Genomic DNA, 23,697 nt, shown 5'->3' with positions numbered 1-23,697 from the left:
AAGGTGGCTTGCATGACGCCGCGAGATGCTTCAGACGACCCGTCGGACACTCCTTCCGACACTCCTCCCGGTACGCCTGGTGGGGGGCGGTGGTCCGACCTCGACCGGCCGCCGCTGAACGCCGCGTCGCTGCGGCGCGCGCTGGTGCGGGGGGATGGGCTGTGGACCTCCCTGGACGTGGTGCCCGCGACGGGGTCGACCAACACGGATCTGGCCGCGCGAGCGGACGAGCTCCCCGAGGGTGCGGTTCTCGTCGCCGAGGAGCAGAGCTCCGGGCGCGGGCGCCTGGACCGCCGCTGGTCGGCGCCCGCTCGCTCGGGGCTCTTCTTCTCCGTACTCCTGAAGCCGGGACCCGCGGTGCCGGTCGAGCGGTGGGGGTGGCTGCCGCTGCTGACCGGGGTCGCCGTGGCCACGGGTATTTCGCGGGCGGCCGGGGTGGACACGGCACTCAAGTGGCCGAACGACTTGCTGGTGACGGTGGGGGGAGAGGAGCGCAAGGCTGGAGGGATCTTGGCGGAGCGGGCGGGTTCCGCGGGTTCTGCGGACGGCGGGGGCGGGGGCGGGGGCGTGGTGGTCGGCATCGGAATCAACGTGACGCTGCGCGCGGACGAGCTGCCGGTGCCGGGGGCGGGGTCGCTGGCGCTGGCCGGGGCGGTGAGCACTGACCGGGACACGGTGCTGCGGGCCGTGCTGCGTTCCCTGGAGCAGTGGTACGGGGAGTGGCGCGCGGCAGAGGGCGACCCGGCGGCGTCCCGCCTCCAGGAGACATACGCGGCGGGCTGCGCGACGCTCGGCCGCCAGGTCAGGGCGGAGCTGCCGGGTGATCGATCGATCACGGGGGAGGCGGTGGCGGTGGACGGGGACGGGCGGCTTGTGCTGGCTACGGCGGAGGGGGTGCAGGAGCCTGTGGGGGCGGGGGATGTCGTGCATTTGCGGGGCGTGTAAGGGGCGGCTGCGGTTCGTCTGTGGGTGCGGTGCCGCGCCGGTATGTCCGTCCTCGCTATCGTCCGGTGGCCGCGGGGCTGCTTCGGTTCCGGAGCGACAGGAGCCGTGCTCCGGGCGGACATACCGCCACGTCCCCTCGCGTCTCGCTGCCGACTGCGGGGGCGTGACGGTTGCTGCCTCTCGTTTGTTCGCCTACTCGCCCGTCGCGGGGCAATCGGGTGGGTGGGTGGGGGAGTTTGTTCGTTCAGGTGAGGATGCGGGGCAAACGGGCGGGTGGGTGGGGAAGATGTGTTCGTGCCCGCGGGTGCGGGGAGCCACTGTCCAAGGCGCCCCCGCCAGGAAAGGCGTGAGCTGCGGCACACCTGCCGTAAAGTTGGCGCCGGTCGATACCTGACCGCGGCAGATCGGAAGGGCAGCAGGCGTGACCGTCGACGACACGGGCTCCGGCACGGGTGCATCCCCCGACGGCGAGCCCGGACGTACCGCTGGGTCCGTCACCCATACGTTCGACTCGATGGACTCGGGGGACGAGAAGCCGGGGGATTCCGAGAAGGACCCCCTTGCGCTGCGCCTCGAAGGGCTGATCCTCGGCGCGGACCGCCGCTACACCCCGTTCCAGGCGGCCCGCAGCGCCGGCGTATCCATGGAGCTGGCCTCCCGCTTCTGGCGGGCCATGGGCTTTCCCGACATCGGCCAGGCCAAGGCCCTGACCGAGGCGGACGTGCTCGCGCTGCGCCGCCTCGCGGGTCTCGTCGAGGCGGGGCTGCTCAGCGAGGCGATGGCCGTGCAGGTGGCGCGGTCCACCGGGCAGACCACCGCCCGGCTCGCCGAATGGCAGATCGACTCCTTCTTGGAAGGGCTGACGGAGCCGCCCGAGCCGGGCATGACGCGGACCGAAGTCACGTATCCGTTGATAGAGCTGCTTCTGCCCGAGCTGGAGGAGTTTCTCGTTTATGTGTGGCGGAGGCAGCTCGCCGCCGCCACTGGGCGCGTCGTACAGGCCGCGGACGACGAGGAGATGGTCGACCGGCGGCTCGCCGTCGGATTCGCCGACCTCGTCGGGTTTACGCGGCTCACCCGGCGGATGGAGGAAGAGGAGCTCGGTGAGCTCGTCGAGGCCTTTGAGACCACTGCCGCGGACCTGGTCGCCGCGCACGGCGGGCGGCTCATCAAGACGCTGGGCGACGAGGTTCTGTACGCCGCCGATGACGCGGGCGTGGCCGCGGAGATCGCGCTGCGGCTGATCGAGACCATGGCCAACGACGAGACGATGCCCGAGCTGCGCGTCGGCATCGCCTTCGGCACGGTCACGACGCGGATGGGCGACGTCTTCGGTACGACGGTGAACCTCGCGAGCCGCCTCACGTCGATAGCGCCCCGGGACGCCGTCCTGGTGGACGGCGCGCTCGCCGAGGAGCTGACGCGGACCGGGGACGCGCCCGCCTCCGAGACCGAGGCGGCGGAGGCTGCAGAGGCCGCGGAGAAGGAGGGCTCTGAGCCGCCCTCCTACCGCTTTGCCCTGCAGCCGATGTGGCAGCGGCCCGTGCGAGGCCTCGGTGTCGTCGAGCCCTGGCTGCTGGCCCGGCGTAGCTGAGTTCCCCCCGAACCGCCGTTTCGCGGCGGAATTTACCTGCCCGCCCACCCGATTGCCCCGTAGCGGTGGCATGATCCGCAGGGTGGTCCGGTAACGGGCGTTAACCAGACGTGGAGGAAGTCATGGGTGGCGAGCAGCGGTTCGGGGAATTCGTCGGTGTCAGGCGGCACGCCCATGTCGCCGAGCTCGTCCTCGACCGGCCCAAGGCCATGAACGCCGTGTCCACGGACATGGCGCGCTCCATCGGCTCCGCCTGCGCCGCCCTCGCTCAGGACCGTGATGCCCGCGTCGTGGTCCTCACCTCCACCCATGAGCGGGCGTTCTGCGTCGGCGCCGACCTGAAGGAGCGCAACTCCTTCTCCGACGCCGAGTTGGTGCGGCAGCGGCCCACCGCGCGGGCCGCGTACACCGGCGTACTCGAACTGCCCATGCCGACCGTCGCGGCCCTGCACGGCTTCGCGCTCGGCGGCGGGTTCGAGCTCGCGCTCGCCTGCGATCTCATCGTCGCCGACCCGACGGCCGTCGTTGGGCTCCCCGAGGTGTCGGTCGGCGTGATCCCGGGCGGCGGCGGTACGCAGCTGCTTCCGCGCCGCGTGGGTGCGGCGCGGGCCGCCGAGCGGATCTTCACCGCGCGGCGCGTGGAGGCGGCCGAGGCGCGGGAGTTGGGGCTCGTCGACCAGCTCGTGGGCGAGGGGGAGGACCGGGACGAAGCGCTGGCGCTCGCGGCGCGGATCGCCGCCAACTCGCCCGTCGGCCTTCGCGCCGCCAAGCGGGCCCTGCGGCTCGGGCACGGGCTCGACCTGCGGGCCGGGCTCGAGGTCGAGGACGCCGCGTGGCGCTCGGTGGCTTTCTCCGGTGACCGGGCGGAGGGCGTCGCGGCGTTCAACGAGAAGCGCAAGCCTCAGTGGCCCGGAGAGTGAGCGGGGCGGACCTGTGTCCAGAGAGTCCACACTCTGCGTAATGTTCCGATCGCCCAAAATGCCGTAAATCTCCTAGCCTAGGGAGATGGGAGAGGATCTCCGGCTGCGGGCCGTGGTCGTGCTGGCGCAGGGGATGGCCGCCGCGCACACTCCGCGTGAGTCCTGGCGGGCCGCTGCCCGTGGCGCGTGCCGTGCGCTGGCGGGGAGTTTCGCGGCGCTGTCCGTCTGGGAGCGCGACCTCGGGCGGCTGAGGGTGCTCGTGAACGTGGGCGAACGGGCCGAGGGGGAGGAAGAGTTCCCGGAGCGCGAGGCGTATCCGGTGAACGAGTTCCCGGAGATCACCGAGTTCCTGCATGAACGCTGGGCGGGCGGCGGCGAGCCGCACGCCTGGGTCGAGACGGCCAAGGGGCCCGCGGAGGCCACGGCTCCGGGCTACTGCCACCAGCGTGTCGCCGCCCTGCGCAGGCGCGGCCGCGGCTGCTGCGTGGTCGCGCCGATCGTGCTGCACGGGCGGGCGTGGGGCGAGCTGTATGTGGCCCGCCCGGTGGGTGCGCCGGTCTTCGGCCGCGAGGACGCGGACTTCGCGACGGTGCTCGCCTCGGTCGTCGCGGCGGGCATCGCGCAGACCGAAAGGCTGGAGGAGGCCCGCCGCCTCGCCTTCACCGACTCGCTGACGGGCCTCGCCAACCGGCGCGCGGTCGATCTGCGCCTTGAGGAGGCGGTGGAGCGGCACCGTGCGGAGGGGACGGTGGTGAGCCTGGTCGTGTGCGACGTGAACGGTCTCAAGTGGGTCAATGACACCCAGGGCCACGCGGTCGGCGACCGGCTGCTCGAACGTTTCGGCTCGGTGCTCTCGCTGTGCGGGGCGATGCTGCCGGGAACCCTGTCCGCGCGGCTCGGCGGGGACGAGTTCTGCCTGCTCTCCGTGGGCCCCACGGCCGACGAGGTGGTGCGGGTCGCGGACGAACTCTGCGTACGGGCAGCCGAGTTGGAACTGGGGGACGGCGTCGCGTGCGGGGTCGCCTCCACCGAGGACCCGATCGGCGAGGTCCGCTCGGCCCGCCGTCTGTTCCGCCTCGCGGACGCGGCCCAGTACCGCGCGAAGGCGGCACGCGCGCCGAAGCCGGTCGTCGCGGGGCGCGAGGGCGCGGACGACCCGGTGGTGCGGCTCGCGGACTCGGAGGGGTCGCGTCCGGCGGGGGAGAGGCGCCGCTTCCGCGGGCGTGAGCCGGAGCCGCGGGCCCCCAGGGGAGGCGGGCGGGGGGCTCGGTGATGAACCTGCGGGCCGGTGGGGGCTGGTCGCACGGTTCCCCGCGCCCCTAAAGGGGCGTGGTCTCGTCAAGTGGTCCCGTCAAAGGGGGCGCGGTGCCGTCGCCCCCGGTAAGAGGCTCAGTACGTATCCACCCGTGACACCTGGCGATTCAGTCCGTACGCTGCTGAATATGGATATGCATACCGTGGTCCTGGGGACGTCCGGGACAACCGCAGCGGACGTCACCGCCGTCGCGCGCGGCAACGCCCGCATCGAGCTTTCGGCCGAAGCCGTGACCGCACTCGCCGCCTCACGCGAGATCGTCGAAGCCCTCGCGGCCAAGCCCGAGCCCGTCTACGGCGTGTCGACCGGCTTCGGCGCCCTCGCCACCCGGCACATCGGCCCGGACCTCCGCGCCCAGCTGCAGCGCAACATCGTCCGCTCGCACGCGGCGGGGATGGGCCCGCGCGTGGAGCGCGAGGTGGTGCGCGCGCTGATGTTCCTGCGCCTGAAGACGGTCTGCTCAGGCCGTACCGGCGTACGCCCCGAGGTCGCGCAGACCATGGCCGACGTGCTCAACGCGGGGATCACGCCCGTCGTCCACGAGTACGGCTCGCTCGGCTGCTCCGGCGACCTCGCACCGCTCAGCCACTGCGCGCTGACGCTCATGGGCGAGGGCGACGCCGAGGGCCCTGACGGCGAGCTGAAGCCCGCGGGCGAGCTGCTCGCCGCGCACGGCATCACGCCGGTCGAGCTGCGCGAGAAGGAAGGCCTCGCCCTCCTGAACGGCACCGACGGCATGCTCGGCATGCTGGTGATGGCACTCGCCGACCTCGACGCCCTCTACAAGTCCGCCGACATCACCGCGGCCCTCACCCTCGAGGCGCTCCTCGGCACCGCCAAGGTCCTCGCCCCCGAGCTGCACGCCATCCGGCCGCACCCGGGTCAGGGCGCGTCCGCCGCCAACATGCTCGCGGTCCTCGCCGGTTCGGGCCTGACAGGGCACCACCAGGACGACGCGCCGCGTGTGCAGGACGCGTACTCGGTGCGGTGTGCGCCGCAGGTGGCGGGCGCGGGGCGCGACACGATGGCGCACGCGCGTCTTGTCGCCGAGCGCGAGCTCGCCGCCGCGGTCGACAACCCGGTGGTCCTGCCCGACGGCCGCGTCGAGTCGAACGGCAACTTCCACGGGGCGCCGGTCGCGTACGTCCTGGACTTCCTCGCGATCGCCGCGGCTGACCTCGGCTCCATCACGGAGCGCCGCACGGACCGGCTGCTCGACAAGAACCGCTCGCACGGCCTTCCGCCCTTCCTCGCGGACGACGCGGGCGTGGACTCGGGCCTGATGATCGCCCAGTACACGCAGGCGGCGCTCGTCAGTGAGATGAAGCGGCTCGCGGTCCCGGCATCGGCCGACTCGATCCCGTCATCCGCGATGCAGGAGGACCACGTGTCGATGGGCTGGTCCGCGGCCCGCAAGCTCCGTACAGCCGTCGACAACCTGACCCGCATCGTCGCGATCGAGCTGTACGCGGCGACGCGCGCGGTCGAACTCCGCGAGGGCCTCACGCCCGCCCCGGCGACCCAGGCGGTCATCGAGGCGATCCGCAAGGCGGGCGTCGAGGGCCCGGGGCCCGACCGCTTCCTCGCGCCGGACCTGGCGGCGGCGGACGCGTTCGTGCGGTCCGGCGCGCTGCTCGACGCGGTCGAGCCGGTGACGGGTCCGCTGGCCTAGCGGAGGCATGTCGTACGTCGATGGGGGCGCCGTCACCAGGTGACGGCGCCCCCATGCGTGGTGACCGTCCGTCAGTCGCGGTCGACGTGCTCACGGGTGATGTCGCCCTTGACCGCGTCGATCTCGAAGTCGGTCTTGTTCCAGTCGTCGGTGACGACGTCGACGGACCAGACGAGCGTGTTCTTGTCGTTGTCGTCCAGACCGATGGACGTGACCGTGCCCTTCTTCTTGTCCGTCGCGACCTTGGCCGCCTGCTCCGGCGACTGCTTGACGCGGGAGAGCCAGTCGGCCGTCTCCTTCTTGTCGTCGGCGTCCTGGTCGTTGTCGGGGGCGGAGCTGATCACCTTGCCCGAGACCGCGTCGATGCGGACGTTGTGCACGGTGCCATCCTTCTCGGCGACCTCGGCGACCCATTCCGGGCCGGTGGAGCTGCCGCTCGGGCTCGGGCTGGGGCTCGGGCTTCCGCTCGCGTCGTCGTCGCTGTCGTCGCCGTCGGTGTCGTCGTTGTCGTCAAGGCCCTTCAGGTCGAGGTCGGTCAGCTTGCCGCCCGAGACCTTGCCCACCGCCGTGGCGGCGGCCTTGTCGTAGGTGACCTTGGTGTCGGCGAGCAGCGCCTTGCGCTCCTGCTGGTCCTGCGTGAGGGACGCGCTGCCCGTGGGGCTCTGTGACGGCGCCTCCTTCGGGACGGTCTTCGCCGCCTCCGAGGTCGCTGCGGCGGACGCCTTGCCGCTGTCCTCCCCGCAGCCTGTGACCAGTGCTGCCGATGCCACGACGGCGCACAGGGTGCCGACGAGACGGAGGTGGCGGGCGCGGAGGGTTCCGGTGTTCTTGTGCCGGGGCTCGAATCTCATATCCGCATGCCTAGCCCCCGCCCCGTATCCGGCCATGTTGCCGCGCGGCCAGGGTCACCCGAGTGCCCGGCGCGCGAGCCCTTCCACCAGGATGTCCACCGCGAACTCGAAGAGCGCCCTCAGTAGGCCGGTCCTCGCTGCTCCCTGCGTACCGAATACGCCACGAACCCCGCCCCGAGGCCCAGGAACGCGGTCCCGCCGATCAGGTACGGAGTCGTGTCGACGCCCGCGCCCGTGTCCGCGAGGCGGGCGTCCGTGGGGGCGGCGGTGTCGTCCGACGGCAGCGTCGCGCGGCGCTGTTCGGTGTGGACGACCCGGGTGGAGTCAGGTGCCTCCGGGGATCTGAACGTCGCCGTCGCATTGGCGGAGGGGACGAACCACAGGGCGCCGAGGAGGGCCCCCGCGGCAGTGGCGGTCAACAGCGATCGACGTGCGGACACGGAATCGGATCCCCCTTGTGGCGCTGGCGAATTGGCCGTGTGGGGCGATGGTAATGAAAGGCGCGGGTCGCGGGAAAGTCGCGGGGGTCATGGGTCGTACGCTCCGACTCATGAGCACATCTGAGACATCACGTTTTGTACGACTCCGCGTCGAATTGGTGGTGGAGGTCGACGACTCCGGCGAGCTCGCGGCCTCCGCGCTGCGCCGGATCGCGGAGGACGAGCACATGCCCGCCGAGGAGCGGCTGCATGCCGAGACGGCCGTCAAGGAGGACGACGCGGAAGCACTCGCCTATCTGGTGGACCCGTTCGACCTGGTCAGCCAGCTCCCCGGGGTGGAGCTCTCGCAGGCCTCCTGGAGCAGCGAGCAGATCGACTACGACCCCGATTCGCCTGACTGGGACCCGGACGAGGATGATGAGGCAGACGAGGACGACGGGGGCGACGGGGACGGGGTCGGCGACGGTGGCCGGGGGTAGCAGGCGGTAGACGGAAAGTAGTACGTCTAGCGGACGGAAAAAACGGAACCCGTAGCCCCGGACGGCAACCGCCGCCCGGGGTTCCGTCGTCTCAGAGGTGCACGGCTGTCACCGGCGCACCGCATGACGTGGTGTTTCCCACATCTTCCGCGGTAGTGGAACGGGACGAACCGGGCAGGACGTTATGCGGGATTACGGGGACTCTCGGCGTTCTTTGGCGTGTTGGGGATTTCGGCAACGATGGAGAAGCGTGTGATGACGGACAGTAGGCGGCGGCGCGGGCGGCGCAAGGGTCTTGCGGCCGTGTCCGCTCTGGTCGGCGGCGTCCTGGTGCTCTCGGCCTGTAGCAGCGACGACGGCGACAAGAGTGCCGGCGGAGGCAAGGAGTCGCAGAACCAGGTCGACGAAGCAGCCGCCAAGAAGACGTCCGACGCCGATATCAAGATCGCGCCGAAGGACGGCTCCGACAACGCGAGCATCAACAGCGCGGCCGCGGTCAAGGTGAGCGACGGCTCCCTGACGGACGTCACGATGACGACCGAGGAGGGGACCGCGGTCGCCGGTCAGATAGCTGCCGACAAGAAGAGCTGGAAGCCCAGCGGTCAGCTGGAGCGGGCGACCACCTACAAGATCAGTGCCACCGCCAAGGACTCCGAGGGCCGCAAGGCGCACGAGAACTCGAAGTTCACGACGGTCTCGCCGACCAACAGCTTCATCGGGAACTTCACGCCCGAGGACGGCTCCACGGTCGGCGTGGGCATGCCGGTGTCGATCAACTTCGACAAGGCGATCAGCAACAAGAAGGACGTTCAGTCCCACATCAAGGTGTCGTCGAGCAGTGGCCAGGAAGTCGTCGGCCACTGGTTCGGCGACAACCGCCTGGACTTCCGCCCCGAGGACTACTGGCAGGGCAACTCCACGGTCACCATGAAGCTGTCTCTCGACGGCGTCGAGGGTGCGGACGGCGTCACCGGCGTCCAGGAGAAGACGGTCCAGTTCAAGATCGGGCGCAACCAGGTCTCCGTCGTCGACGCCAAGACGAAGACCATGAAGGTCATGCGGGACAACAAGGTCGTCAAGACCATCCCGATCTCCGCGGGATCCCCGGAGAACAAGACGTACAACGGCAAGATGGTGATCTCCGAGAAGTTCAAGGAGACCCGGATGAACGGCGCGACGGTCGGCTTCACGGACGACGACGGCAAGGGCGAGTACGACATCAAGGACGTGCCGCACGCCATGCGTCTGTCGAACTCGGGCACGTTCATCCACGGCAACTACTGGGGCGCGAAGTCCATCTTCGGCGGCGCCAACACCAGCCACGGCTGTGTCGGCCTCGAAGACGCCAAGGGCGCGAACGACAAGAGCACCCCGGGTGCCTGGTTCTACGACAACTCCATGGTCGGTGACGTCGTGGACGTCAGGAACACCGGCGACAAGACGGTCCAGCCGGACAACGGCTTCAACGGCTGGGTCATGGACTGGGCACAGTGGAAGGCCGGTTCCGCGGTCTGAGACCGAGGTACCCCCCCCCACGCACACGCACACGCACGGCAGTGGCCCGCACCCCTCAACGGGGGTGCGGGCCACTGCCGTTCGGGCTTCTCATCCTTCTCTTATGCCGCCTTTATCCGTTCATCACGGTGCGTACTTAGCTTCACGCACATGTTCTTCACCTACCTGAGGCGCGAGCTGCGCCGCCGCAGAAAAGCGGCACTTGTCGTGGCCTCCGGACTCGCCCTCGGCATCGCGCTGGTCATCGTCGTCAGCTCCGTGTCGTCCGGCATGAAGCAGGCGCAGGGCAAGGTCCTCGAGTCGCTCTACGGACTCGGCACCGACATGACCGTCACCAAGGCGGCCACCCCGCCCAAGGAGGGGAGCGGCCAGACCGGACGCCCGCGCTTCAAGTTCGACGCCAAGGACGCCGACGGCAAGGACGGCAAGGAGCAGAGCAGCGACCGTGTCATGGTGCAGGGCTTCCAGACGCTCTCCTCGTCCACCGTCGCCAAGGTCGACGGCCAGAGCGGCGTCGCCGATGCCGTCGGCGGGCTGAGCCTGCAGGTCATGAAGGTCAACGGCCAGTTCGAGCGGGGCGAGTTCGAGAAGGCGCCGGGCACGGACGGCGGCAAGGCACAGCCGCCCGGCGGTGGCGGCAGCGACCAGCAGGAAGGGCAGGTGCGCGGTGGCGGCGCCGATTTCGACGTCGACTCCTACAGCGTCTACGGCACCGATGTCGCCAAGCTCGACCTGGGCCCGCTGACCTCCTCCAAGATCAGCAAGGGGCGTACGTTCACGGGGTCGGAGTCCGACGCCAAGGTGGCCGTCGCCGACGCCTCGTACGCCAAGGAGAAGAAGCTCTCCGTGGGCGACACCGTCACGATCTCCGGCACCAAGATCAAGGTCGTCGGCATCGCGACGCCCGACAGCGGGGACGCCGCGGCCAATCTCTACCTCCCGCTCAAGCGCGCGCAGACCCTCGCCGACTCGAAGAACAAGATCACGACGGTGTACGTCAAGGCCGCGGACTCGCAGCAGATCGCCGCGGTCAAGAGCGCCATCCAGAAGAACGTCTCCGGTACGACCGTGACCACGTCCGCCGACCTCGCCGACACCGTATCGGGCTCGCTCTCCACCGCCTCCGACCTCGCATCCAGCGTCGGAAAGTGGCTGTCGATCGCCGTGCTCGTCGCGGCCTTCCTGGTCGCCGGTCTGCTGACCTCGTCGGCGGTCAGCCGCCGCGTGAGGGAGTTCGGCACGCTGAAGGCGCTCGGCTGGAAGAGCGGCCGTGTCACCCGGCAGGTCGTCGGCGAGGCGGTCGTCAACGGCCTGGTGGGCGGAGTGCTCGGCATCGCCGTCGGCCTCGGCGGCGCGTACGTGGTGACGGCGATCAGCCCCACCCTGACGGCGCAACTCGGGTCGGCCGGCGGCCAGTCGGGCGGCGGCATGGGCGGCGGCCCCGGTGGCGCGGGAGGCGGCCCCGGCGCATCGCTGAGCGATTCGGCCTCCAAGGCACTGGACATCTCGCTGACCGCACCGGTCAGCGCCACCACCATCGCGCTCGCCGTCGGCCTGGCCGTGGCCGGCGGTCTCATCGCGGGCGCCTTCGGCGGCTGGCGTGCCTCGCGGCTGCGGCCCGCGGACGCCCTGCGCCGCGTCGAGTAGGCGGCTCCGGACCCTCAACGAGTCGCCAACCCCCTTACGTATCGCAGGAGTCACACCATGTATCAGCTCAGAGGCGTCACCAAGCAGTACCGCAGGGGCAAGGAGACCGTCGACGCCCTCGCCGGGGTCGACCTGGCCATCGGTGACGGTGACCGGCTCGTCATCCAGGGCCCGACGGGCGGCGGCAAGTCCACGCTCCTGCAGATGCTCGGCGGGCTCGACCGGCCGACCTCAGGCAGCGTCGAGCTCGACGGCGTCGACCTGGCCGCGCTGCCCGAGGCGCGTCTCACCAAGGTCCGCGCCGAGTCGATCGGCTTCGTCTTCCAGTCCTTCAACCTGATCCCCACGCTCAGCGCCCAGGAGAACGTCGAGACGGCGCTCGTCCCCCTCGGCCTCGGCGCCGGGGACCGCCGCGAACGCGCCGCCGACGCCCTGGAGTCCGTGGACCTCGGCGAACGCCGCAGCCACCTGCCCGCCGAGCTCTCGGGCGGCCAGCAGCAGCGCGTCGCCATCGCCCGCGCCCTGGTCAAACGGCCGAAGGTGCTGCTCGCCGACGAGCCGACCGGCAACCTCGACGAGTCCATGCGCGACGAGATCATGGAGCTGCTCGAAGGGCTCTGGAAAGAGCACGGCCTGACGTTCGTGATGGTCACGCACGACAGCGCCATCGCCCGGAAGGCCCCGCGCCTCGCGACGATCAGACGCGGCCAGATCAAGGTCACGGAGCGGGCCACCCAGTGACCGGCTCGTCGGCCAACTCGTCGCTCCTGACGCACTATTGAACTTCTGACGCGCTATTGAGCAGATGTTCGACCCTGGGCAATACTTCCTCGTCCAGGGGCGGAAGCCCCTTGACCTCCAGGGGGAGACTTGCGCAGAAAAGTGAAGAGAGCCTACGGGGCCACGATCGCCACAGCGGCGGCCGTGGCCCTCGCCGCGGGCATGACCAGCCCGGCGTCGGCGGCGAAGCAGTCACCGGACGCACTGGCGGAAGCCACGCGGTCGGCGGACGCGCAGCCGGCGGGCCTCACAAGCGCCGAACGGACCACGCACCGCATCACCCTCATCACCGGCGACCGCGTCACCGCCGACTCCAAGGGCCGCGTCACCGGCTTCGAGCGGGCAAAGGGGCGTGAGCGGATACCCGTACTGACCAAGCGCGTCGGCGGTCACACGCTCGTGATCCCGGCCGACGCGCAGCGCCTGATAGCCACCGGCAAGCTCGACCAGCGGCTGTTCGACGTCACCGAGTTGAGCAAGAAGGACAACCGCAGGGCCCAGAAGAAGGGCCTCAAGCTGATCGTCGGCTACAAGGGAACGGCCGCCGGGGCCAGGTCCGATGTGCGCGCCGCGGGTGACACCACGGTCCGCAGGACCCTGAAGTCCCTGAACGCCGAAGCCATCACGACCCCGAAGCAGGACGCCACCGACCTGTGGTCCGCGCTCGTCGCCGACAAGGGCGGCGCCACCGCCACCGGCGTCAGCCGCGTCTGGCTGGACGGCGTCCGCAAGGCGAGCCTCGACAAGAGCGTGCCGCAGATCGGCGCCGACAAGGCGTGGGCCGCCGGGTTCGACGGCAAGGGCGTCAAGGTCGCCGTCCTGGACACCGGCGTCGACGCCACGCACGCCGACCTGAAGGACCAGGTCGTCGGCGCGAAGAACTTCACGCCGGCGGCGGACGCCACGGACCACTACGGCCATGGCACCCACGTCGCCTCCATCGCGGCAGGCACCGGCGCGAAGTCGGGCGGCAAGCTCAAGGGCGTGGCGCCCGGCGCCAAGCTCCTGAACGGCAAGGTCCTCGACGACACCGGCTCCGGTGACGACTCCGGGATCATCGCCGGCATGGAGTGGGCGGCCGACCAGGGCGCCGACATCGTGAACCTGAGCCTCGGCGGCGGTGACACTCCCGGCGTCGACCCGCTCGAGGCCGAGGTCAACAAGCTCTCCGCGGAGAAGGGCATCCTCTTCGCGATCGCGGCGGGCAATGACGGCATGCCCGGCAGCGTCGGCTCCCCGGGCAGCGCGGACGCGGCCCTCACCGTCGGCGCGGTCGACGACAACGACAAGCTCGCCGAATTCTCCAGCCAGGGCCCGCGCGTCGGCGACGGCGCCATCAAGCCCGATGTGACGGCGCCCGGGGTCGACATCACGGCAGCCGCCGCCCCCGGCAGCGTCATCGACCAGGAGGTCGGCCAGAAGCCCGAGGGCTATCTGACGATCTCCGGTACGTCGATGGCGACCCCGCACGTGGCGGGCGCCGCCGCCCTGCTCAAGCAGCAGCACCCCGAATGGAAGTACGCCGAGCTCAAGGGCGCGCTGACCGCGTCCACGAAGGACGGCAAGTACACGCCGTTCCAGCAGGGTTCGGGCCGTATCGCCGTCGACAAGGCCATCAAGCAGTCGGTGATCGCCGAGCCGGTGTCGCTCTCCTTCGACGCCCAGCAGTGGCCGCACACCGACGACAAGCCGGCCACGAAGAAGGTGACGTACAAGAACCTCGGCAAGGAGGACGTCACCCTCGACCTGGCAGTGACGGGCACGAACCCCAAGGGCGCCCCGGCTCCCGCGGGCTTCTTCAAGCTCGGCGCGAAGACGGTGAAGGTCCCCGCGGGCGGCACCGCCGCGGTCGACCTGACCATCGACACCAAGCTCGGCGGAACGGTCGACGGCGCGTACTCCGCGTACGTCGTGGCGACCGGCGGCGGACAGTCCGTGCGCACGGCGGCCGCGGTCGAGCGCGAGGTCGAGTCGTACGAGCTGACGCTGAAGCACATCGGGCGCGACGGACAGGCCCCGAAGTACTACGACAGCGACCTGGAGGGTGTCTCCGGGCTCGCCGCCCAGAAGTCCTTCAACCCGTACGACGCGTCCGGCACGGTCAAGGTCCGTGTCCCCAAGGGCGGTTACCTGCTGAACACCAGCATGGTCGCCGACCCGGCCGACTTCACCAAGGGCGCCGACTGGATCGCCCAGCCGAAGCTGGACATCACCAAGGACACGACGGTGACGCTGGACGCCCGCAAGGGCAAGCCGGTCGACATCACGGTCCCGTCGGCGGACGCCAAGTCGTTCTTCGCGTCGCCCGACTACACGGTCGACGTGCCGGGCGGCAGCTACTCCTTCGGCTGGTGGCTCGACTCGTACACCGACTTCCGGACCTCGCACCTGGGCCCGCAGGTCACCGACGGCTCGCTGCACCAGCAGTGGGACGGGCACTGGACCAAGGGTGACGACGCCGAGTACGACACCGTGCTCGGCGGCAAGGTCAAGCAGGTCGCGACCGGCTACACCAAGCACTTCAATGCGTCCGAACTGGCCACGGTGAAGGTGGGCATGGGCGCGTCGGCCAAGGGCAAGAAGGGCGCGATCAGCGCCCTGGGCTACCTGCCCGGCAGCTCGGGCGGCTCCGCGATCAGCGTTCCGCAGCCGCTGCCCGGCACCCGGACGGTGTATCTGTCCACGGCCGACGACGTGAAGTGGAGCATGGACTTCGAGCAGCACGCCGGGGTCGACCCGGACGGCTGGCCGATCGTCGACGCGGGCTACTCGCTGGGCGCGGGGCAGAAGTTCGTGGGCGGCAAGAGCTACGAGAAGACGTTCAACACGGCCGTCTTCGGCCCGCGCATCGGCGGTGAATACGGCGTCTCACGCCGGGGCAACGAGATCAGCGGCTCCCTGCCGCTGTTCGCCGACGGCAAGACGCACGCGGGCTCCTCGCTCTACTCCTCGGTGAAGACGACCCTCCACAAGGGCGCCACCAAGATCGGCGAGAACGAGGACCCGCTGGCCGGCGGCGCCACGTTCAAGGTCCCGGCGGCCGAGGCCGAGTACAAGCTGTCGACGTCCGTGAAGCGCAGCGTCAAGGTGGCCGCGGCCTCCACGCGCATCGACGCGAGCTGGACGTTCCGCTCCAAGAAGGCCGACAACGCGAAGCTGCCGGTCTCCACGGCGCGGTTCGCCCCGGCGGTCGACCTGAGCAGCACGGCGAAGGCCGGCGAGACCCAGTCCGTGCCGGTGACGGTGCAGGGCGCGGCCGCGGGCGCGAACCTCAAGTCCCTTGCGGTGTACGTGTCGTACGACTACGGCCAGACCTGGAAGAAGGCCACCGTCAGCGGCGGCAAGATCAAGGTCAAGAACCCGGCCGCGGGCAAGGGGATCTCCTTCCACGCGAAGATCGCGGACAAGAAGGGGAACAAGTCGACGCTGTCGATCTACAACGCGTACTACGGCAAGTGAGTTAGCCGCACCACGCGCTGTCTAGGCAGGAACCGCGGCGCCGAAGGGGCTGTCGATCACGTATCGCCAGTACCCGTCGGCGCCGCGGCGTGCCACGTCCGTGGCCGTGGACCGCGCGACGCCCTCGATCTCCCAGTCGACGACGAGCAGCGCGATCTCCCCGGAGACGTGCACGTGGCGGGGGCGTACGGAGATGGGGAGCCCGATCGCGAGGAACGGGCCGTTCTCCTTCGCGATGGCCGCGAGCCCGTGCACCGCGTCCCCCGACTCCGGCACGAACGCGGCACGTTCCTCGTACAGCTCGTGCACCGCCTCCGGATCGCCGCTGTTGAACCGCTCGGCGAAGGCCGCGGGGACGTCTTCGGCGCGGGTGGGCAGAGGCAGGTGCGACATGTAACCCTCCTGGTGAGGCTCGGTTGCGGGCCACAGTAGGAGGCGTCTTCGTGACTCACCGAACGGTAAGCCAGGGGCTGGACCAGGGGCTCCCGGACGACCCCAGAGCCCGCGTCAGCGCCCCCACCCCCGCCTGTCCCGTGGAGATCACGCTTGCCGCCCTGCGCGGCCGGTGGACCACCCTGATCGTCCGCGAACTGCTGCGATCCGGTTCCTACGCGTACAGCGAACTGGCCTCCACGCTGCCGGAGTTGTCGGACAAGGTGCTCACAGAGCGGCTCGCTCAACTGGCCGCCGCGGGCGTCGTCCTGCGCACCAGGACACCCGGCTGGCCCTCCACGGTCACCTACGAACTCACCCCCCACGGAAAAGAACTCGGCCCGGTCCTACAGGCGTTGTGGGACTGGGGAGCACGCGTGCCGGCACCACCCACCGCAGAGGAAGCCGACGTCACATGACCGCCCACACCGTCGAGTACATCCGTTACCGCATCCCCTCCGAGCGCTCCGCGGAGTTCCTCTCCGCGTACACCCGCGCCGCCGTCCCGCTCGCGGCGGCCCCGCAGTGCATCGACTACGAACTCACGCGCTGCGAGGAGGACTTCGAGCACTTCGTCCTCCGCATCACCTGGACGTCGACCAAGGACCACATGGAGGGCTTCCGGGGCTCGGAGCTCTTCCGCGAATTCTTCGCGGAGATCCGTCCGTATGTCGAGAACATCGAGGAGATGCGCCACTACACACCCACCGCCGTGCGCGGCACGGGCGCCTCCACGCCGACCCTGTACACCTGGGCGGGCGGCGAGGAGAACTTCGAGCGCCTGACCGAGATCTTCTACGAGAAGGTCCTCAAGGACGAGCTGCTCGCCCCGCTCTTCGAGGGCCTGCCCGCCGAGCACGCCCTGCACGTCGCCCAGTGGCTCGGCGAGGTCTTCGGCGGCCCGGCCAAGTACTCCCAGGAGCACGGCGGCCACTCCGAGATGGTCGGCAAGCACCTCGGCAAGGGCATCACCGAGCCGCAGCGCCGCCGCTGGGTCAACCTGATGCAGGACGCGGCGGACGACGCGGGCCTTCCGACGGACGCCGAGTTCCGGTCCGCCTTCCTCGCCTACGTCGAGTGGGGCACCCGCCTCGCGGTCTACTTCTCGGGCCCGGACGCGAGCCGGCCCACCGCCCAGCCGGTGCCGCTGTGGAACTGGGGCGCGGCGCCTCCGTACCAGCCGTGACGTCCGTACCAGCCGTGACGCGCGGGGGCGGTGGGGGCCTGGCGGCGGGGACCTACTTCTGGGTGCCCGCCGTCCCGGCACGGGTCGCGTCCGCTCCCCAGCTGGCGAGCAGCCGCAGGGCCTCGGCCGACGCCGAGTCCGGCTCCGCGTGGTAGGTGATCAGTGACTGATCGTGATCGTCTGGCAGCCGCAGCGTCTCGTACGACAGGGTCATGTCGCCCACCAGCGAGTGGTGCATGCGCTTGACGCCGTGGCCCTTCTCGCGCACGTCGTGCGTGGCCCACAGGGTCCGGAACTCCTCGCTCTTCACGGAGAGCTCGCCGACCAGCGCCGAGAGCGCCGGGTCGTTCGGATAGCAGCCCGCGTCCATCCGCAGGAAGCTCACGATGTCCGACGCCTTCTGCTCCCAGTCCCGGAACAGCGTGCGTGACTCGGGGTGCAGGAAACAGATCCGCGCCCAGTTCCGCTCCTCGGGCGGCAGCGCGCCCCAGTCGCCGAAGAGCGCGGCGGCCATGCGGTTCCAGCCGAGGATGTCCGAGCGGCGTCCTGCCACATAGGCGGGGACGCCGTCCATCGCGTCCATGAGCTGGAGCAGCGCGGGCCGCACGCGCTGGGGGCGGGCCGCGCGCTTCTTCTTGTGCTGCTTGGGCTTGGCCAGATGGGTCAGGTGGGCGTGCTCGGCGTCCGTGAGGCGCAGGGCGCGCGCGATGGCGTCCAGGACCTCGCCCGAGACGTTGCGGCCGTTGCCCTGCTCAAGGCGTGTGTAGTACGCGACGGAGACCCCCGCGAGCTGCGCCAGCTCCTCGCGGCGAAGCCCTGGCACCCGCCGGTGGCGCCCGAAGTTCGGCAGGCCGACGTCCTCCGGCTGCAGCCGGGCCCTGCGGGTGCGCAGGAACTCACTGAGCTCGGCGCGGCCGTCCAGGGGCTCGGGGGCGGGGGCGTGCGGGGGCTGCCCGGCGTCGGCGTTCATGTATTCCAGTATCCGGGGTCGCAGGCATACGAGCCTGTCCCCACCAGTAGTAGGACCACTGGACGTAGGCAGAGCTGTGACCTGGGTAGATGCCCGCCAGCCTGGCACGGTTGACGACATGACCGCACAGACGAACACCACCACCACCACCACGACCGTTTCCGCTTACGCCGCTCCGTCCGCCAAGGCCCCCTTGGAGCGGACCACCGTCCCGCGTCGCCCGGTGGGCGAGTCCGACGTACTGATCGACATCAAGTACGCCGGTATCTGTCACTCGGACATCCACCAGGCGCGCGACGGCTGGGGTGAGGGCATCTTCCCGATGGTTCCGGGCCACGAGATCGCCGGTGTCGTCACCGAGGTCGGCTCCGCCGTCACCAAGTTCGCCGTCGGCGACCGCGTCGGCGTCGGCTGCATGGTCGACTCCTGCCGCGAGTGCGAGAACTGCAAGGCGGGCCTCGAGCAGTACTGCCTCAAGGGCAACGTCCCCACGTACAACGGCCTCGGCAAGGACGGCGAGCCCACCTACGGCGGCTACTCCACGCACGTCGTCGTCGACGAGGCGTTCACCGTCCGCATCCCCGACGGCCTCTCCCTGGACGTCGCCGCGCCGCTGCTGTGCGCGGGCATCACCACGTACTCCCCGCTCCATCGCTGGCAGGCGGGCCCCGGCAAGAAGGTCGCCGTGGTGGGCCTCGGCGGTCTCGGCCACATGGCCGTCAAGATCGCGCACGCCATGGGCGCCGAGGTCACCGTCCTCTCGCAGTCCCTGCGCAAGAAGGACGACGGCCTGCGCCTCGGCGCCGACCACTACTACGCGACCAGCGACGAAGCCACCTTCGAGCAGCTCGCGGGCACCTTCGACGTGATCCTCTCCACGGTCTCCGCACCGCTGCCCCTGGACAAGTACCTGGGCCTGCTGCGCTCCGAGGGCGCCTTCGTGAACGTCGGCGCCCCCGAGGAGCCGGTCTCCCTCAACCTCTTCTCCGTGATCGGCGGCGGCAAGACCCTCGCGGGCTCCATGATCGGCGGCATCCAGGAGACCCAGGAAATGCTGGACTTCTGCGCCGAGCACGGCCTGGGCTCGGAGATCGAGCTGATCGACGCCGACCAGATCAACGAGGCGTACGAGCGCGTCCTCACCAGCGACGTGCGCTACCGCTTCGTGATCGACACGGCCACGATCTGAGGCTGTCCGGCCCCTGACTCCTGGGGCCGCGTGGCCGGAACTCGACTCGGCCCGCGGCCCTAGGCCGCATTGCGCAGCAGGTGGGGGGCCGTGTGACCGATGCCGGGTGCGTGGGTCGTGCCTAGTGTGGTGGGCGTCAACACGGGCACTTCAGACGCATAGGAAGAGGTCGCACGATGACCATCCAGCTCAACCACACCATCGTCGCCGCGAAGGACAACAAGGCGTCCGCGCAGTTCCTTGCCGACATCCTGGGCCTCGAAGTAGGGCCCCAGTACGGTCCGTTCTTCCCCGTCGAGATCCCCAACGGCGTCACGCTGGACTACCTGGAGAGCGACGGCGGCCCGATCACCCCCCAGCACTACGCCTTCCTGGTCTCCGCGGATGAGTTCGACGCCATCTTCGGGCGCATCAAGGACGCGGGGCTCACCTACTGGGCCGACCCGCACCACAAGATCGTCAACGAGATCAACACCAACGACGGTGGCCGGGGCGTCTATTGGGACGACCCGAACGGCCACGTCCTGGAGATCATCACCAAGCCGTACGGCAGCGGGAGCTAGGCACCCTCCGCACCCTCCTCAGCGAGGAAGCCGAGCACGAGCGGCGTCGCGATGTCCGCGAACTCCTCGAAGTACGCATGCCGCGCACCGGGGACGAGCCGCATCCGCGCCCCGGGGATGCGTTCCGTGAGCAGGGGCGCGTTGGCCGTCGGGTTGAACACGTCGTCGGTGCCGTGCACGACGAGCGTCGGCGCCGTGATCCGCGGCAGCGCGTCCCAGGAGTCGTGCCGGGCGCTGGCCCGCAGATGCCGGCGCCGCGCGTGCGGGGGCATGGCCGGATCGCCGAGGGTGTGGAAGACCGCGCCCTCCCCTTGCCGGGCGATCCAGCCCGGGGTGTACATCAGCTCCTTCAGGGCGCGGTTCGCCGCCGCGGCATCGGGCTGACTGAGGGCGGCGCGCACCTCGGGGCCGCGCTCGATGCCGTGCGGCGGCCCCGGCGACGTACACCCGAGGACGAGCCGGTCGACCCGCCCGGGGTGATCGGCGGCGATCCACTGGGCCACACGCCCGCCCATCGACGTGCCGTACACATGGGCGCGCTCGATCCCCGCGTGGTCGAGCACGGCGACGACGTCGCGGGCGAAGCCGGGAGTGCTGTAGCTGTCGGTCTCGGGGTGGCCGCTCTCGCCGGTGCCGCGCCAGTCGAGCACGACCGTCCGGTACGCGGCGGCGAAGTCGTCCCGCACCGGGTCCCACCAGCGGTGGCTGTTGGACTGCCCGCTGAGCAGGACGAGGGGGCGGCCGGAGCCATGGACTTCGTAGTGCAGGGCCGTACCGTCGGCGGCTTCAGCGAGGGGCATGGGGTGAACGGTAACCACCCGCCGACCTCGCTAGGGTGCCGGGATGATCGGGACACCCATCGAGGTACCAGAGGGCTTTGCGCTGAGCACGGTCCAGCGGGAGGGTGAGCGGGGCCGCGCCTGGCTCGCGACGCTTCCGGAGCTTGCCGACGAGCTGTTCGAGCGCTGGGACTGCGAGCCGACGGACGCGGTCACGCACGGGCAGGTCGGCATCGTCGTCCCCGTCAGACGGCGGTACGACTCGGCGCCCGCCGTCCTGAAGATCTCCTTCCCGCACCCCGGCAACGTGTACGAGCCGGACGCCTTCGCGGTGTGGTCGGGCCGGGGCGCGGTCCGCCTCTACGAGCGGGACGACGCGAGGTTCGCGATGCTGCTCGAGCGGGCGGGGACAGGGCCCGGGGCGGACTCCCTCGCCGACGTGGAGGACACCGACGAGGCGGTGACCGTGGCCGGGCGCCTGGCGCGCCGCCTCGCCGTACCCGCGCCCGCCGGACTGCCACGGATGAGTTCGCTCGTCGCCGAGTGGGAGTGTGAACTGAGGGACGAGGACCGGGAGTTGGGTTCGCCGCTGCCCGCACGTGCGGTGGCCGCCGCGATCGGGACCGTACGCGAACTCGGCATGGACCAGCCGGACACCCTGATCCACGGCGACCTGCACTTCACCAACGTACTGAGGTCACAGCGCGAGCCCTGGCTCGCCATCGACCCCAAGGGCTATGTCGGAGACCCGGCGTACGACTCGATCACCCTGCTCCGCACCCGCTTCGAGTCCCTGCTCACCGCCCCCGATCCGCGGGCCGCGGCCCTGCGCCGCCTGGCCGTCTTCGCCGACGCGGCGGAGGTCGACCGCGACCGGGCCAGGAGGTGGGCGCAGGCGCGGGCGGTGACGGCCGCGCACTGGGGGCTGCGGCATGGGGATCCGGCGTGGGTGGTCAAGGCGACGGAGGCGCTGGCGGATGCGCTGACGTGAGGTGGCTGCCGGGGCGTTCGCCGGGAGCTTTGGCCGGGAGCGTTGGCCGGGCGTTCGCCGGGGGCAGAACGCTGATCACTGCCCGGGGGCCCGGGTGGCTCATACCCTGAGAGGGTGAGCAGCCAAGAGCGGTACCACGAGCCGGAGCAGGCCCCGAAGGCGGAGCGGCAGGCCCGCGTCATCCCGTTGCGCCCCCGCTCGGCGCGCACGGCGCCGCCCGGACCCGCCCCCATGCGCACAACTCCCGTGGCCCCGACGTCACCCACGGCGAAAGAGCCCCTGTGGCGGGACGTGGTCGGTGACGTGCTGCGCCGCGAGCGCCTCGCTCAGGAACGTACGCTCAAGGATGTGGCCGAGGCGGCCCGCATCTCGATGCCGTACCTCTCCGAGCTGGAGCGCGGCCGCAAGGAGGCTTCGTCCGAAGTCCTCGCGGCCGGCGCCCGCGCGCTCGGCCTGAGCCTGGCGGACCTGCTCTCCCTGGCCCAGATCGAGTTGACCCGCCACGCACCGCAGTCGACGCGACCGCGCCAGGGAGACATTCGCCTGGCGGCGTGAGCGCTGCTACGCCGGCTACGCCGCGGCGAGCATCCGCCGGCTGAGCACCTCGTCGGCGATGCCGTACGCCACCGCGTCCTCGGCGGTGAACACCTTGTCGCGGTCCATGTCCGCGCGCAGCGTGGCGATGTCGTGCCCCGAGTGCCGGGACAGCACGTCCTCCACCTGCGAGCGGATCCGCACCATCTCCTTGGCCTGGAGGGTGAGATCGGAGACCGTCCCCTGCTGCCCGCCGCTCGCGGGCTGCCCGAGCAGTACGCGCGAGTGCTCCAGGACGAACCGCCGCCCGGGGTCGCCTCCGGCGAGGAGCACGGCGGCGGTGGATGCGGCCTGCCCGACGCAGACGGTCGAGATGGGCGCACTGATGAAGCTCATGGTGTCGTAGATGGCCATGAGTGAAGTGAAGGACCCGCCAGGCGAGTTGATGTAGATAGAGACCTCGCGCTCAGAGTTCGAGGACTCAAGATGAAGCAACTGCGCGATGACGACATTGGCCACGCCGTCATCGATCTCCGTCCCGAGGAAGATGATCCGCTCGGAGAGCAGCCGGCTGTAGATGTCGTACGCGCGCTCGCCCTGCGGAGTGCGCTCGACGACGGTAGGAATCGTGTACTGGCTCATGTCGGTCAGACCCCCAGTCCCATACGCGGCTTGGACGCGGCAGGCCGCACATCGGCGAGCGAATCGAGCACCCGGTCGACCATCCCGTACTCCTTGGCCTGCTCGGCGGTGAACCACCGGTCGCGGTCGCCGTCACGCGAGATGACCTCCTCGGTCTGCCCGGTGTGCTCGGCGGTGATCCGCTCGACGGCCTTCTTCGTGAACTCCAGGTTCTCGGCCTGGATCGCGATGTCGGCGGTGGTCCCGCCGATGCCCGCGGAGGGCTGGTGCATCATGATCCGCGCGTTGGGCAGGGCATACCGCTTCCCCGCGGTCCCGACCGTCAGCAGGAACTGCCCCATGCTGGCGGCGAACCCCATGGCGAGGGTCGACACATCATTGGGGATCAGCCGCATGGTGTCGTAGATGGCGAGCCCGGCGGTGACGGAGCCGCCGGGACTGTTGATGTAGAGACTGATGTCGGTCCGCGGGTCCTCGGCGGAGAGCAGCAGCATCTGCGCGCACACGCGATTCGCGGAAACTTCGTCGACCTGAGTCCCCAGGAAGACGATCCGCTGGGTCAGCAACTGCGCGGCCAGATGATCGTCGAACCGAGTCGAGGGCGTCTCGCCCTCGGAGCCCCGAGGGGCATTGACGATGGACGGCATCGTTCGTCCTCCAGACGATAGGGAGCGGCAGCGGCACGGCTCACTTGCCGCCGACCCCTGCCCTGTCCCACCACCTTCGGACCACCGCCCTTGCCGCGTAAGTGTTCTTGGCCTGCGGCAGATTCGCTGACGGCAGAGCGGCCGGCC

General features: G+C 70.4%; 23 protein-coding genes. 16 read left to right on the top strand and 7 right to left on the bottom strand.

Translation table 11 applies throughout. The features are described 5' to 3' along the window. Positions 1-12: 12 nt before the first annotated feature. The 5 genes from ABD378_RS23890 to hutH all read left to right on the top strand — a co-directional run bounded on the left by ABD378_RS23890 (position 13) and on the right by hutH (position 6,446). Positions 13-945, top strand: a complete 933-nt coding sequence (locus ABD378_RS23890; protein ID WP_344523507.1) for a biotin--[acetyl-CoA-carboxylase] ligase — start codon at positions 13-15, stop codon at positions 943-945. Between the two features lie 421 nt (positions 946-1,366). Then, positions 1,367-2,539: an adenylate/guanylate cyclase domain-containing protein gene (locus ABD378_RS23885; protein ID WP_344523505.1), complete on the top strand. Its 1,173-nt coding sequence runs from the start codon at positions 1,367-1,369 to the stop codon at positions 2,537-2,539. A 122-nt stretch (positions 2,540-2,661) separates the two neighbouring features. Next, the gene (locus ABD378_RS23880) at positions 2,662-3,459 is read left to right on the top strand and encodes an enoyl-CoA hydratase/isomerase family protein (RefSeq protein WP_344523503.1); all 798 of its coding nucleotides are present in this window, start codon (positions 2,662-2,664) and stop codon (positions 3,457-3,459) included. 85 nt (positions 3,460-3,544) lie between these two features. Next, on the top strand, positions 3,545-4,732 hold the full coding sequence (locus tag ABD378_RS23875) for a GGDEF domain-containing protein (RefSeq protein WP_344523501.1): 1,188 nt from the start codon (positions 3,545-3,547) through the stop codon (positions 4,730-4,732). 175 nt (positions 4,733-4,907) lie between these two features. After that, complete coding sequence (gene hutH, locus ABD378_RS23870; RefSeq protein WP_344523609.1) at positions 4,908-6,446, top strand: histidine ammonia-lyase; 1,539 nt, start codon at positions 4,908-4,910, stop codon at positions 6,444-6,446. Between the two features lie 71 nt (positions 6,447-6,517). On the opposite strand, the gene ABD378_RS23865 is transcribed toward hutH, so the two are convergent. Both ABD378_RS23865 and ABD378_RS23860 read right to left on the bottom strand, forming a co-directional pair. After that, positions 6,518-7,297, bottom strand: a complete 780-nt coding sequence (locus ABD378_RS23865; protein WP_344523499.1) for a PepSY domain-containing protein — start codon at positions 7,295-7,297, stop codon at positions 6,518-6,520. Positions 7,298-7,416: 119 nt separating this feature from the next. Then, on the bottom strand, positions 7,417-7,719 hold the full coding sequence (locus ABD378_RS23860) for a hypothetical protein (RefSeq protein WP_386546722.1): 303 nt from the start codon (positions 7,717-7,719) through the stop codon (positions 7,417-7,419). Positions 7,720-7,847: 128 nt separating this feature from the next. On the opposite strand from ABD378_RS23860, the gene ABD378_RS23855 reads away from it, so the two are divergent. From ABD378_RS23855 to ABD378_RS23835, 5 genes are all read left to right on the top strand, one after another. Continuing rightward, entirely contained in the window at positions 7,848-8,216 is a 369-nt protein-coding gene (locus ABD378_RS23855) for a hypothetical protein (RefSeq protein WP_344523495.1), read from the top strand. Positions 8,217-8,471: 255 nt separating this feature from the next. After that, positions 8,472-9,731 (top strand): L,D-transpeptidase, encoded by a 1,260-nt coding sequence (locus ABD378_RS23850; protein ID WP_344523493.1) that lies wholly within the window; start codon positions 8,472-8,474, stop codon positions 9,729-9,731. 150 nt (positions 9,732-9,881) lie between these two features. Further along, on the top strand, positions 9,882-11,378 hold the full coding sequence (locus ABD378_RS23845) for an ABC transporter permease (RefSeq protein WP_344523491.1): 1,497 nt from the start codon (positions 9,882-9,884) through the stop codon (positions 11,376-11,378). A gap of 57 nt (positions 11,379-11,435) precedes the next feature. Beyond that, on the top strand, positions 11,436-12,119 hold the full coding sequence (locus ABD378_RS23840) for an ABC transporter ATP-binding protein (RefSeq protein WP_344523489.1): 684 nt from the start codon (positions 11,436-11,438) through the stop codon (positions 12,117-12,119). Between the two features lie 141 nt (positions 12,120-12,260). Then, positions 12,261-15,617: a S8 family peptidase gene (locus ABD378_RS23835; protein ID WP_344523487.1), complete on the top strand. Its 3,357-nt coding sequence runs from the start codon at positions 12,261-12,263 to the stop codon at positions 15,615-15,617. Positions 15,618-15,638: 21 nt separating this feature from the next. Here the strand turns inward: ABD378_RS23835 and ABD378_RS23830 are convergent, their stop codons facing one another. Next, the gene (locus ABD378_RS23830; RefSeq protein ID WP_344523485.1) at positions 15,639-16,010 is read right to left on the bottom strand and encodes a YybH family protein; all 372 of its coding nucleotides are present in this window, start codon (positions 16,008-16,010) and stop codon (positions 15,639-15,641) included. 50 nt (positions 16,011-16,060) lie between these two features. On the opposite strand from ABD378_RS23830, the gene ABD378_RS23825 reads away from it, so the two are divergent. Next, positions 16,061-16,468 carry a winged helix-turn-helix transcriptional regulator gene (locus ABD378_RS23825; protein WP_344523483.1) on the top strand — a complete coding sequence of 136 codons (408 nt, stop codon included), beginning with the start codon at positions 16,061-16,063 and terminating at the stop codon, positions 16,466-16,468. Further along, entirely contained in the window at positions 16,465-17,235 is a 771-nt protein-coding gene (locus ABD378_RS23820; protein WP_344523481.1) for a group II truncated hemoglobin, read from the top strand. The genes ABD378_RS23825 and ABD378_RS23820 overlap by 4 nt, the downstream gene beginning before the upstream one ends. Positions 17,236-17,287: 52 nt before the next feature. On the opposite strand, the gene ABD378_RS23815 is transcribed toward ABD378_RS23820, so the two are convergent. After that, positions 17,288-18,205, bottom strand: a complete 918-nt coding sequence (locus tag ABD378_RS23815) for a helix-turn-helix transcriptional regulator (protein WP_344523479.1) — start codon at positions 18,203-18,205, stop codon at positions 17,288-17,290. A 118-nt stretch (positions 18,206-18,323) separates the two neighbouring features. On the opposite strand from ABD378_RS23815, the gene ABD378_RS23810 reads away from it, so the two are divergent. Further along, positions 18,324-19,394 carry an NAD(P)-dependent alcohol dehydrogenase gene (locus ABD378_RS23810; protein WP_344523477.1) on the top strand — a complete coding sequence of 357 codons (1,071 nt, stop codon included), beginning with the start codon at positions 18,324-18,326 and terminating at the stop codon, positions 19,392-19,394. Between the two features lie 176 nt (positions 19,395-19,570). After that, on the top strand, positions 19,571-19,957 hold the full coding sequence (locus ABD378_RS23805) for a VOC family protein (protein WP_344523475.1): 387 nt from the start codon (positions 19,571-19,573) through the stop codon (positions 19,955-19,957). Here the strand turns inward: ABD378_RS23805 and ABD378_RS23800 are convergent. Continuing rightward, entirely contained in the window at positions 19,954-20,757 is an 804-nt protein-coding gene (locus tag ABD378_RS23800; protein WP_344523473.1) for an alpha/beta fold hydrolase, read from the bottom strand. The genes ABD378_RS23805 and ABD378_RS23800 overlap by 4 nt on opposite strands. 43 nt (positions 20,758-20,800) lie before the next feature. On the opposite strand from ABD378_RS23800, the gene ABD378_RS23795 reads away from it, so the two are divergent. Together ABD378_RS23795 and ABD378_RS23790 are read left to right on the top strand one after the other, a co-directional pair. Beyond that, entirely contained in the window at positions 20,801-21,727 is a 927-nt protein-coding gene (locus ABD378_RS23795; protein WP_344523471.1) for an aminoglycoside phosphotransferase family protein, read from the top strand. Positions 21,728-21,958: 231 nt separating this feature from the next. Continuing rightward, a complete protein-coding gene (locus ABD378_RS23790) occupies positions 21,959-22,282 on the top strand; it encodes a helix-turn-helix domain-containing protein (protein ID WP_344523607.1) in 324 nt (107 codons plus the stop codon). 15 nt (positions 22,283-22,297) lie between these two features. Here ABD378_RS23790 and ABD378_RS23785 read toward each other — a convergent pair whose 3' ends face one another. Continuing rightward, on the bottom strand, positions 22,298-22,903 hold the full coding sequence (locus ABD378_RS23785; protein ID WP_344523469.1) for a ClpP family protease: 606 nt from the start codon (positions 22,901-22,903) through the stop codon (positions 22,298-22,300). Between the two features lie 5 nt (positions 22,904-22,908). Next, the gene (locus ABD378_RS23780; RefSeq protein WP_344523467.1) at positions 22,909-23,550 is read right to left on the bottom strand and encodes an ATP-dependent Clp protease proteolytic subunit; all 642 of its coding nucleotides are present in this window, start codon (positions 23,548-23,550) and stop codon (positions 22,909-22,911) included. Positions 23,551-23,697 lie beyond the last annotated feature (147 nt).

Source organism: Streptomyces rectiviolaceus, from assembly GCF_039533825.1.
Lineage (GTDB): Bacteria > Actinomycetota > Actinomycetes > Streptomycetales > Streptomycetaceae > Streptomyces > Streptomyces rectiviolaceus.
Note: the sequence above shows the minus strand (reverse complement) of the source record. Positions and strands in the feature narration are given on the sequence as shown.

What these genes read in the sequence shown, in the direction of transcription:
- ABD378_RS23890 (WP_344523507.1), top strand. Translation starts at nt 13, where the DNA reads ATGACGCCGCGAGATGCTTCAGACGACCCGTCGGACACTCCTTCCGAC.
- ABD378_RS23880 (WP_344523503.1), top strand. Translation starts at nt 2,662, where the DNA reads ATGGGTGGCGAGCAGCGGTTCGGGGAATTCGTCGGTGTCAGGCGGCAC.
- ABD378_RS23875 (WP_344523501.1), top strand. Translation starts at nt 3,545, where the DNA reads ATGGGAGAGGATCTCCGGCTGCGGGCCGTGGTCGTGCTGGCGCAGGGG.
- hutH (WP_344523609.1), top strand. Translation starts at nt 4,908, where the DNA reads ATGCATACCGTGGTCCTGGGGACGTCCGGGACAACCGCAGCGGACGTC.
- ABD378_RS23865 (WP_344523499.1), bottom strand. Translation starts at nt 7,297, where the DNA reads ATGAGATTCGAGCCCCGGCACAAGAACACCGGAACCCTCCGCGCCCGC.
- ABD378_RS23855 (WP_344523495.1), top strand. Translation starts at nt 7,848, where the DNA reads ATGAGCACATCTGAGACATCACGTTTTGTACGACTCCGCGTCGAATTG.
- ABD378_RS23850 (WP_344523493.1), top strand. Translation starts at nt 8,472, where the DNA reads ATGACGGACAGTAGGCGGCGGCGCGGGCGGCGCAAGGGTCTTGCGGCC.
- ABD378_RS23845 (WP_344523491.1), top strand. Translation starts at nt 9,882, where the DNA reads ATGTTCTTCACCTACCTGAGGCGCGAGCTGCGCCGCCGCAGAAAAGCG.
- ABD378_RS23840 (WP_344523489.1), top strand. Translation starts at nt 11,436, where the DNA reads ATGTATCAGCTCAGAGGCGTCACCAAGCAGTACCGCAGGGGCAAGGAG.
- ABD378_RS23830 (WP_344523485.1), bottom strand. Translation starts at nt 16,010, where the DNA reads ATGTCGCACCTGCCTCTGCCCACCCGCGCCGAAGACGTCCCCGCGGCC.
- ABD378_RS23820 (WP_344523481.1), top strand. Translation starts at nt 16,465, where the DNA reads ATGACCGCCCACACCGTCGAGTACATCCGTTACCGCATCCCCTCCGAG.
- ABD378_RS23815 (WP_344523479.1), bottom strand. Translation starts at nt 18,205, where the DNA reads ATGAACGCCGACGCCGGGCAGCCCCCGCACGCCCCCGCCCCCGAGCCC.
- ABD378_RS23810 (WP_344523477.1), top strand. Translation starts at nt 18,324, where the DNA reads ATGACCGCACAGACGAACACCACCACCACCACCACGACCGTTTCCGCT.
- ABD378_RS23805 (WP_344523475.1), top strand. Translation starts at nt 19,571, where the DNA reads ATGACCATCCAGCTCAACCACACCATCGTCGCCGCGAAGGACAACAAG.
- ABD378_RS23800 (WP_344523473.1), bottom strand. Translation starts at nt 20,757, where the DNA reads ATGCCCCTCGCTGAAGCCGCCGACGGTACGGCCCTGCACTACGAAGTC.
- ABD378_RS23795 (WP_344523471.1), top strand. Translation starts at nt 20,801, where the DNA reads ATGATCGGGACACCCATCGAGGTACCAGAGGGCTTTGCGCTGAGCACG.
- ABD378_RS23790 (WP_344523607.1), top strand. Translation starts at nt 21,959, where the DNA reads ATGCGCACAACTCCCGTGGCCCCGACGTCACCCACGGCGAAAGAGCCC.
- ABD378_RS23785 (WP_344523469.1), bottom strand. Translation starts at nt 22,903, where the DNA reads ATGAGCCAGTACACGATTCCTACCGTCGTCGAGCGCACTCCGCAGGGC.
- ABD378_RS23780 (WP_344523467.1), bottom strand. Translation starts at nt 23,550, where the DNA reads ATGCCGTCCATCGTCAATGCCCCTCGGGGCTCCGAGGGCGAGACGCCC.